We start from the raw sequence: 7,593 nt of genomic DNA, 5'->3' as shown, positions 1-7,593 counted from the left end.
TTTTATCTCTGCAATCGGCGGATGGGCGATTAGCTGGCGCTCTGGCGCACCTCGGCGGCGATCTGGTCGAGCAGCTGTTGCCAGCCCTGACCCAGCTCGTTCACCAGTGCGTTGTAGCCATCGGCCGGCAGCACCCGCTCCTGACGGAAGGGAGCATCGCGCAGCACGGTGCCATCTTCCGCCAGCAGGCGCCAGCGGCCGCTCAGCACGGCGCTGCCGTCATGACGGCCCTGAAAGCGCTCCACCAGAATGGTCAGCACCGGCCCCTTGCGGGCGCCATCCTGCCGTACCACCCAGCCCGGCAGGCGGGTGGAGAGGCCATTAAGGGTGAGCTGGTTGAGCTGATCGTCCAGCGCACCGGCCCAGCGATGGTACTCGGTGAAGTGCAGCTCTTGCCCTTCCAGCTGATAGACCAGACTGATCCGGTCGAGCTGGCTGGCCAGTGCCACCGGGCGCAGCACCAACTGGTGTTGCGGTTGGGCCGGGGCCGTCACGGGTTGCTGGCTGTCGGCATCGAGCGAGTAGTAGTGCAGGCTTGGCTGGCTGCTGCAACCCGCCAGCAGGCCCAGCAAGGCCAGCGTCAGGATCTCTTTTTTCATTGTTTGCCTCGCTTGGGCTCAGGGTCCGATGGATGCGCGCGATCGAAGATCAGCGAGCTGGGCTGCTCGTTGAGGGAGTGCACCAGCGGCTGCAGTTCGCGCATCAACTGATTGAGGGTCTGCACCGACTGGCGCAGGTCCTGATTGGTCTGCGACTGGGCATCATAGGCCTGCAGGGTCTCCTGCAACTGCTTGAGGCTCTCGTTGAGCGAGGCGGGCAGCTGTTGGGTGGAATCCTTGGCGGTGAGCTTGTTCAGGTTGGCGCTGACTGCACTGATGTTCTTCAGGGTGCCATCCAGGGTGGTGAGTGACCCGTTGACCTTGGTCAGGGTGGTTGCCATGTCCATGTCGACAAACTTGTCGAGGATGAGGTTCACCTTGCGCTCGATCTGATCCAGCCCGCCCTGCACGGTGGGGAAGACCTGATAACCGGCCAGCTTGGCCTGCTCGAAACGTGGTGCGTCCGGATAGAAGTTGAGATCGATGATCTTGCCGCCAGTCAGCAGGCTTGAGGTCTTGAGACTGGCACGCAACCCTTCCTTGAACTGCTTGCCGAACAGGGCTCGCCATTGATCCTTCTCCGCCTTGGCATAGCGGTGGGAGAGGCGCTGCACCTCGATGCGAGCCAGCACCGGGATCTGGCGGCTCTTGAAGATCTGCACGCCCTTGTCCTCGATGAGGTAGGGGGCGGAGATGACGGTACCGACCCGAATGCCGCGATACTGCACCGCCGCGCCCGGGTGCAGGCCACCCACGTTGTCATCGAACAGGAAGACGTAGTCGATGAACTGATCCAGACTACCGGCCAGCACGCTCGCCTCATCCTGGAACAGGGTGAATCCTTCCATCTGTTTGACCGGCTCGCCAGGCGCCCAGCCGGGTGGCAGACCCATGGTAATGCCGCCATCGATCAGGCTTTCCAGCGAATCCATCTTCACCTTCATCCCCTCGCTGCTCATGGAGACCTCGAAGCCCGGGGTCATCCAGAAGCGGGAGTTGCTGCTCACCAGAATGTCATAGGGGGCGTGGATGAAGATTTGATACTGCATCTCGCTCTTTTCCGGCAGGAACTTCGCCTCTTCCACCTGACCTATGGTGAAGCCCTGATAGTTGATGGGGGAGCCTTCCCCCAGCGCGCGGGTGTCGCGACTGCTGAGGGTGAGACGCAGCCCCTTGGCATCGAGGGAGGCGAGTGGCGGTTTGTCGAGCATGGCGTATTCGTCCCGAGCCCGACCTTTCTTGCCGGGGGCGAGTTCGATATAAGCGCCGGAGAGCAGGGTGCTCAGACCCGACACCCCTTCACGGCCCACTCTGGGTTTGACCACCCAGAACTGGCTGTCACCGCGCAGCATGCCGGAGGCGGCATTGGTCAGCCGTCCTTTCAGCACGGCATGGCTGTAGTCATCGCTCAGCTCGACGGCTTCGATGCGGCCGACGTCCACTTCGCGGGAGCGGATCACCGTCTTGCCAGCGACTATGCCCTCGGCAGTGGCGACTGTCAGGGTGAAACTGGGGCCCTGGGAGTACCAGTGCTGGAACAGCATCCAGAGACCGATGAACAGCGCCAGCAGGGGCACCATCCAGATTGCGGCGGCAGAGCTCAGAAAGTCAGAGCCCGGTTTCCACCTTTTTTTACGCTCACTCACGTTCGCGTTCTCCTTGTTGTAAATCCCAGATCAGGCGGGAGTCGAAACTCATGGCGGCGACCATGGTGATCAGCACCACACCTGCAAATGCGACGGCCGCAGGGCCGGGGTAGATGGTCATCAGATTGTCGAGCCGGATCAGGCCCGCCAGAATGGCCACCACGAAGACGTCGATCATCGACCAGCGTCCGACAAATTCGGTCATGCGATAGAGTTTGAGCTTGCCGAGGGGGGAGGTGACATTGCCGCGCTGCACCATATAGCAAAGCCAGAATAGCGCCAGTATTTTCACCAGCGGCACCACCACGCTGGCGAAAAAGATCACCGCAGCTATGGGGTAGGAGCCCATGGCCCAGAGCAGCACCACACCTCCGAGGATGGTGGAGGGGCTGTCATCACCGAGAAACACCGTATCCATGATGGGATAGACGTTGGCCGGAATGTAGAGAATGGCGGAGGTAAACAGCAGCGCCCAGGTACGGTTCAGGCCGCCCGGCTTGCGGGCATGCAGCTTGCCGCCGCAGCGGGAGCAGCTGTGGCTACCCACCTCGCTCAGGGCGCCACAGATATGACAGCCCACCAGACCGGACTCCAGCGCGCCCGCTTCCGGGTCGATATCCCGTGACTCGGTTGGGCCGAACAGCCGCTGCCACAGCCACATCTGATCCAGTGAGGAGATCATCTTGATGAGCAGCGCCGTGTAACCGACGAAAGCCCAGAATGACAGCCCCATCTTGATGTCGGCCATCCCCATCAGCTTGACCAGCGAGATGAGCACCCCCACCAGAAAGACATCCACCATCAGCCAAGGTTTGATCCGGCAGAGCAGACGGCCGAGGGAGCGCAGGGCATTGCTGTGCAGATCTTTATCGACCCGCCACAGCACCAGCATGATGGACCCCATATAAACCAGCGGCAGGCCGATCAGGGTCAGGCTCAATACCGCGCCGAGAAACAGATAGCCCTCATCCACCAGGGTGGTGATGCTCTGCAAAAAGGTCATCTCCTGGCCCACCCCTTTGGCCGAGAAGGACATAAAGGTAAAGGCATTGGCGAGCACGAACATGATGAGTGCCGCGAACCCGTAGGAGATCGGCCGCAACTCCTGCTGTGGCAGGTGGCGACTCAGGGTGTGCCCACAACGGGGGCAGCAGCTGGCCTGTCCCACCTCGAGCGGTGTGGCCGGTATCAGCAGGTCACACTCTTCGCAGGCAGTGGCATCATGGACATAGGTGGTGTGGTGTTGGTGTGAAACCGGATGCAAGATAAAACCCCAGATAAGGCCCGTGGTAGAGCCAGAGCTGGCGATTATCGCAGTTGTGCTGGTCAGCGACCAGCCCCCGGAGGCCGCTATTGCTGGCGGGAGTGAGAATGACTTTGACAAGCCAGTGCCCATTTAGCACAATCAAACGCCACTTTTTTTCCGCGGGACAATAATTTATGACAACTGAATCCCCCAGCTACTCCACGATTGAGCAAGCCTTCTCCCTCGGGAACGGGCAAGATTCTGCCCTCAACTGGTTGCGCAAGAACCGCAGTCAGGTCGCTATTTTTCTGGTGAGCGGCATCAAGCTGGAAGGCACCATCAGTGGGTTCGACCAGTACAGCGTGCTGCTGACCGATGCTCATGGTAACCAGCAGCTGGTCTACAAGGCCAAGATCTCCACCATCGCCATGCACACCGGCCGTCCGCAGGTGAATATCCAGCGTGCTCGCAAGCCACGTGTCTCCATGGCGCCGCGCCCCCACGGTGCGCCGGGTCGTTATGACGACAATCAGGGCGGCGGCAACAACGAGTAATCGTCTGCCCCGCACGCCCCGTTGACGCGCCCTGCGTCAGCGGCTGACGGAACCTGCTCTCATTTTCATTCATGTCCCGTATGAGAGCTGGTTCCGGTTATCGCCCCTTGCTGGGCGATATTTTTTTCCGCACTACGCGGTTATGCCAACCGGTTGACCCTCTTTGACCATGCAGGTCTGCATACCCGCCGCTTCTCCGGCCTGTACCCCGATACCGGTATCTTCAAACACCAGACAGCCTGATGGCTCGACCCCCAGCTTGCTGGCGACCAGCAGGAAGGTGTCCGGATTGGGCTTGTGCAGCTCCACATCGTCTGCGGTGACCACCACAGAGAAGTAGCGATCCAGCCCAGTGTTGCGCAGCACCGCCTCGGCATTTATGCGCGGCGAGCCGGTGCCAATCCCCATCGGGATGACGCCATGATAGCGCTCGACCAGCGCCTGCATGGCCGGAAAGACGGTCGCCTTGTGCAGGTTGGCCACATAGTGGGCGGTCTTGCAGCGGGTGACTTCGATCGGATCGAGGGGGATCTGCTGCTCCTGTGCCACCAGCAGGGCTATCTTGCGGCTCGGCATGCCACCCAGTTCATAGAACCAGTCGGCGTCGAAGTGAAAGCCAAACTCGCGGGCGGTATGTTCCCAGGCGGCGAGGTGCAGCGGCATGGAGTCGACCAGGGTGCCATCAAGGTCAAAGACCAGGCCTTGGAATCCGGAAAGCGTCATGGTGCGGGTCAGTCTCTGAAAAAAAGGAGCCCATTCTAGCCAGTGGCTCCCCGCCTCGCCATCACCTAGCTGGTGAGAAACGCTTGCCCCCACATTTGTGACTGAAAATAGACGGGGGTGAGCTGGGCCGGATTGAGTTGATATTTGGGGGCAAGCTGTTCCAGCAGGGCCCAGTTGCCCTGTTCATAGGTGCTGACCAGCTGAAACAGATGAAAGAGTGGCCCTTCGTGCAGTTCGATGGCGCGCTGCACGCTCTTGGGCAGGTGGGCCATCAGCGGCTCCGACAGCAGGGAGCCATCGAGCACCAGGCCTACCAGAAAGGCCCAGCTGGCCTCCGCTTTACCGAGGGCGGTGAGGGCAATCAACTCGCAGAAGCGGCCGCGGGCGATGGCCATGCGGGTGCAGGCCTCCGGCATGTGCTGGCTCACCCGGGCCAGACCGTTGATCAGCACGAACTTGCGGATCTCCTGCTCCCCCAGATAGGAGAGGGCGCGGGGTACCGAGGTGATGGGGGCGGCATGATCGAAGCCGGGGGCGTTGACGTAGGTGAGCAGCAGGCCGGGCAGCCAGGCATCCTGCTCCAGCAGGCGGGCTACCTGGGCGAAGGAGAACTCCTCGTGGCAGATGAGCTGGAGGATCTGCTGTACCAGCGCCATATCGGGCTGGTTGGCCCGCTGATTGACCAGCTCGGGACGGGCGAGAAAGCCGCCGGCAAAGAAGTCGACCCCCGCCTCCCGCAGCGGGAGAAAATCCGCCCAGGTTTCGATGTTCAGCGCCATCCGCTTGTGCTCGGTGGGCTGGCAGATCCCCTCTTCCCCCATCCAGTACACCAGCAGGCGGCTGGCGCCGAGCCAGCGTGGATCCCGGTTGGCGCCGTGCACCGCCAGTCTGCGCCGACTGTCGCGCCACTGCTCCAGCACCGGGAACGAGTTGGGCTGGCGTTCACTGGAGGCTTCAACCAGCGGGATCGCGTCCTGATCCAGCAGCATGGGACGCTGTTCATCGAGCTGTTCGTGGGTGAAGGGCACCAGATATTGACGCCCCTGTGCCAGCAGGCGGCAATGTTGCGCCAGTGAAGGCCATTCGGCCGGTGAGCTGAGCTGATAGTCGATGCCGTAGGCCACCAGAGCCAGGCGACGATTGAAGATAGGGTAGCGACGCAACAGCATGGGATCACCGATAGGCCAGAGTGCGCGCCCTCCCTTGTGACTTGGCGTGGTAGAGCGCCTGGTCAGCCTGTTCGGTCAGGGTCTGCCATGCTCCGTCCTGGGAGGGAACCAGATAGCTAAAGCCTATGCTAACCGTAATGAAATCAGCAACCCGCGAGGCGGGATGGGGCATTTTCAAGCGGGCAAGACCATCGTGGATCCGTCCGGCCAGCTGTTCGGCCTCACCGGGTTGGGGGGCGCAGAGCAGAATGACGAACTCCTCGCCGCCGTAACGGGCAACCAGATTGGTGCAGCGCCGTTCAGCATCCCGCAGCACATGGGCCACCTGTTGCAGGCAGAGATCCCCCTTGGCATGGCCGAAGTGGTCGTTGTAGGCCTTGAACTCGTCCACATCGATCATCAATACCGCCAGCAGGTTCTGGGTGCGTCGTGCCCACTCCCACTCCCGCTGCATGGTGATGTCCCACTGGCGCCGGTTGGCGATGCCGGTGAGGGGATCTTCCAGCGACAACAGGGAGAGGCGGTGATTGGCCTCCTCCAGCGCACGGTTGGTCTCGGCCAGCTGCATGGTGCGCTCGGCGACCCGGGCCTCCAGCTGGCGGTTGAGGGTTTCCAGCTGCTCCTGAGTACGTTGGCGGATCAGCAGTTGTGACAGGATGGCGGCGTACTGTTTGAAGATCTCGCTCTGATAGGCCTTGAGCGGCCGGTGCCAGAGCAGGTTGTCGGCGGCGATCCAGCCGATGGGAGTGGTGCCATCCCATAGCGATACCATGGCGTTCCAGCCACGGCCCACCTGCTGCTTCTCGTAGTAGAGGGGGGTATCTTCCATCACCAGCACGTAATCCTTGCGCCTGAGCGCCTCTTGCACCGTGGGGTGATCCGGAATGGGGCTGATGAAGTTGTGTTCATCCATCAGCTCGCCCTCTTCGCTGGTGCCCCAGGTGCCGCGCATGGTCTTGCCATCGGGTTCGATCAGGAAGATGGCGACCCGATCGAACTGCAGCTCCTTGCGGGCCAGCAGCACGGCATCCCGCAGCAGATCGTTCTCGCTGCGACTGCGGGAGAGGGTAACGCTTACCATGTGCAGCGCCTGCAACATGGTGAGGAAGGAGCCTTGCAGTGCCTGACTCTGAACCAGATCGGTCTGGGTATGGAGCCGCTGGTCCCGCTCCTGATTGACCTGGCTGGAGAGCAGGTGATTGCTGAGCTCGGCAGTCAGATAGTGGATAAGGAGCTGGATGCCCTGACGCTGGTGGGAGGAGAGGCGATCGATGCGGCGGCGGGTCTCCAGATAGATGACCCCTTCCAGCTTCATGTGACGCTTGAGAGGGAAACAGGCGCGTAACTGCGGCTGGGCGGGCTCCACATTTTCGCCGGGATCCGGCGGTGCTTGGAGTTGCTCGATCACCAGTTGTCCCTTCTCCATCGCCTTGTCGATCAGGTGGTGGGGCAGGGTCAGTTGACCGAGATGGGCGAGATCAAGCGTGGTCAGCCCCTGATCGAGCTGAAAACTGTAGAGCTGCGGTTCGGGGGCTTTCAGCCAGAGGTAGAGGCGTTCGGCATCGGTCTTTTCACGGATGGTGGCGAGGCTCACTTCGCATAACTGAGCAAAGTTGGTGAAGTGTTCCGGGTCCCATTCCTGCATACCAATATCCC

7 protein-coding genes are annotated in these 7,593 nt (G+C 61.5%); 1 reads left to right on the top strand and 6 read right to left on the bottom strand.

All coding sequences use genetic code 11. From position 1 onward, the window contains the following. Nucleotides 1-29: 29 nt before the first annotated feature. Genes AB5Y83_RS12105 through AB5Y83_RS12095 form a run of 3 tightly spaced genes read right to left on the bottom strand, consistent with a single transcriptional unit; the run spans nt 30 to nt 3,509 of the window. Entirely contained in the window at nt 30-599 is a 570-nt protein-coding gene (locus tag AB5Y83_RS12105) for a membrane integrity-associated transporter subunit PqiC (protein ID WP_042656389.1), read from the bottom strand. After that, complete coding sequence (pqiB, locus tag AB5Y83_RS12100) at nt 596-2,245, bottom strand: intermembrane transport protein PqiB (protein WP_005335774.1); 1,650 nt, start codon at nt 2,243-2,245, stop codon at nt 596-598. The genes AB5Y83_RS12105 and pqiB overlap by 4 nt, the downstream gene beginning before the upstream one ends. After that, nucleotides 2,238-3,509, bottom strand: coding sequence for a PqiA/YebS family transporter subunit (locus AB5Y83_RS12095; protein ID WP_368175230.1), 1,272 nt, complete (start codon nt 3,507-3,509; stop codon nt 2,238-2,240). Before AB5Y83_RS12095 ends, pqiB begins: the two co-directional genes overlap by 8 nt. 176 nt (nt 3,510-3,685) lie before the next feature. On the opposite strand from AB5Y83_RS12095, the gene hfq reads away from it, so the two are divergent. After that, nucleotides 3,686-4,045 carry an RNA chaperone Hfq gene (gene hfq / locus AB5Y83_RS12090; protein ID WP_005335772.1) on the top strand — a complete coding sequence of 120 codons (360 nt, stop codon included), beginning with the start codon at nt 3,686-3,688 and terminating at the stop codon, nt 4,043-4,045. Between the two features lie 132 nt (nt 4,046-4,177). Here the strand turns inward: hfq and AB5Y83_RS12085 are convergent, their stop codons facing one another. The 3 genes from AB5Y83_RS12085 to AB5Y83_RS12075 all read right to left on the bottom strand — a co-directional run bounded on the left by AB5Y83_RS12085 (nt 4,178) and on the right by AB5Y83_RS12075 (nt 7,582). Next, the gene (locus AB5Y83_RS12085; RefSeq protein ID WP_368175229.1) at nt 4,178-4,768 is read right to left on the bottom strand and encodes an HAD family hydrolase; all 591 of its coding nucleotides are present in this window, start codon (nt 4,766-4,768) and stop codon (nt 4,178-4,180) included. A gap of 65 nt (nt 4,769-4,833) precedes the next feature. Then, nucleotides 4,834-5,937 carry an EAL and HDOD domain-containing protein gene (locus AB5Y83_RS12080; protein ID WP_368175228.1) on the bottom strand — a complete coding sequence of 368 codons (1,104 nt, stop codon included), beginning with the start codon at nt 5,935-5,937 and terminating at the stop codon, nt 4,834-4,836. A 4-nt stretch (nt 5,938-5,941) separates the two neighbouring features. Beyond that, a complete protein-coding gene (locus AB5Y83_RS12075; RefSeq protein WP_019445713.1) occupies nt 5,942-7,582 on the bottom strand; it encodes a sensor domain-containing diguanylate cyclase in 1,641 nt (546 codons plus the stop codon). Between the last annotated feature and the right edge of the window lie 11 nt (nt 7,583-7,593).

The organism is Aeromonas sp. R5-4 (assembly GCF_040908215.1).
GTDB classification, from domain to species: Bacteria; Pseudomonadota; Gammaproteobacteria; order Enterobacterales; family Aeromonadaceae; genus Aeromonas; species Aeromonas veronii.
This window is presented reverse-complemented; position numbering and strand designations above follow the sequence as displayed.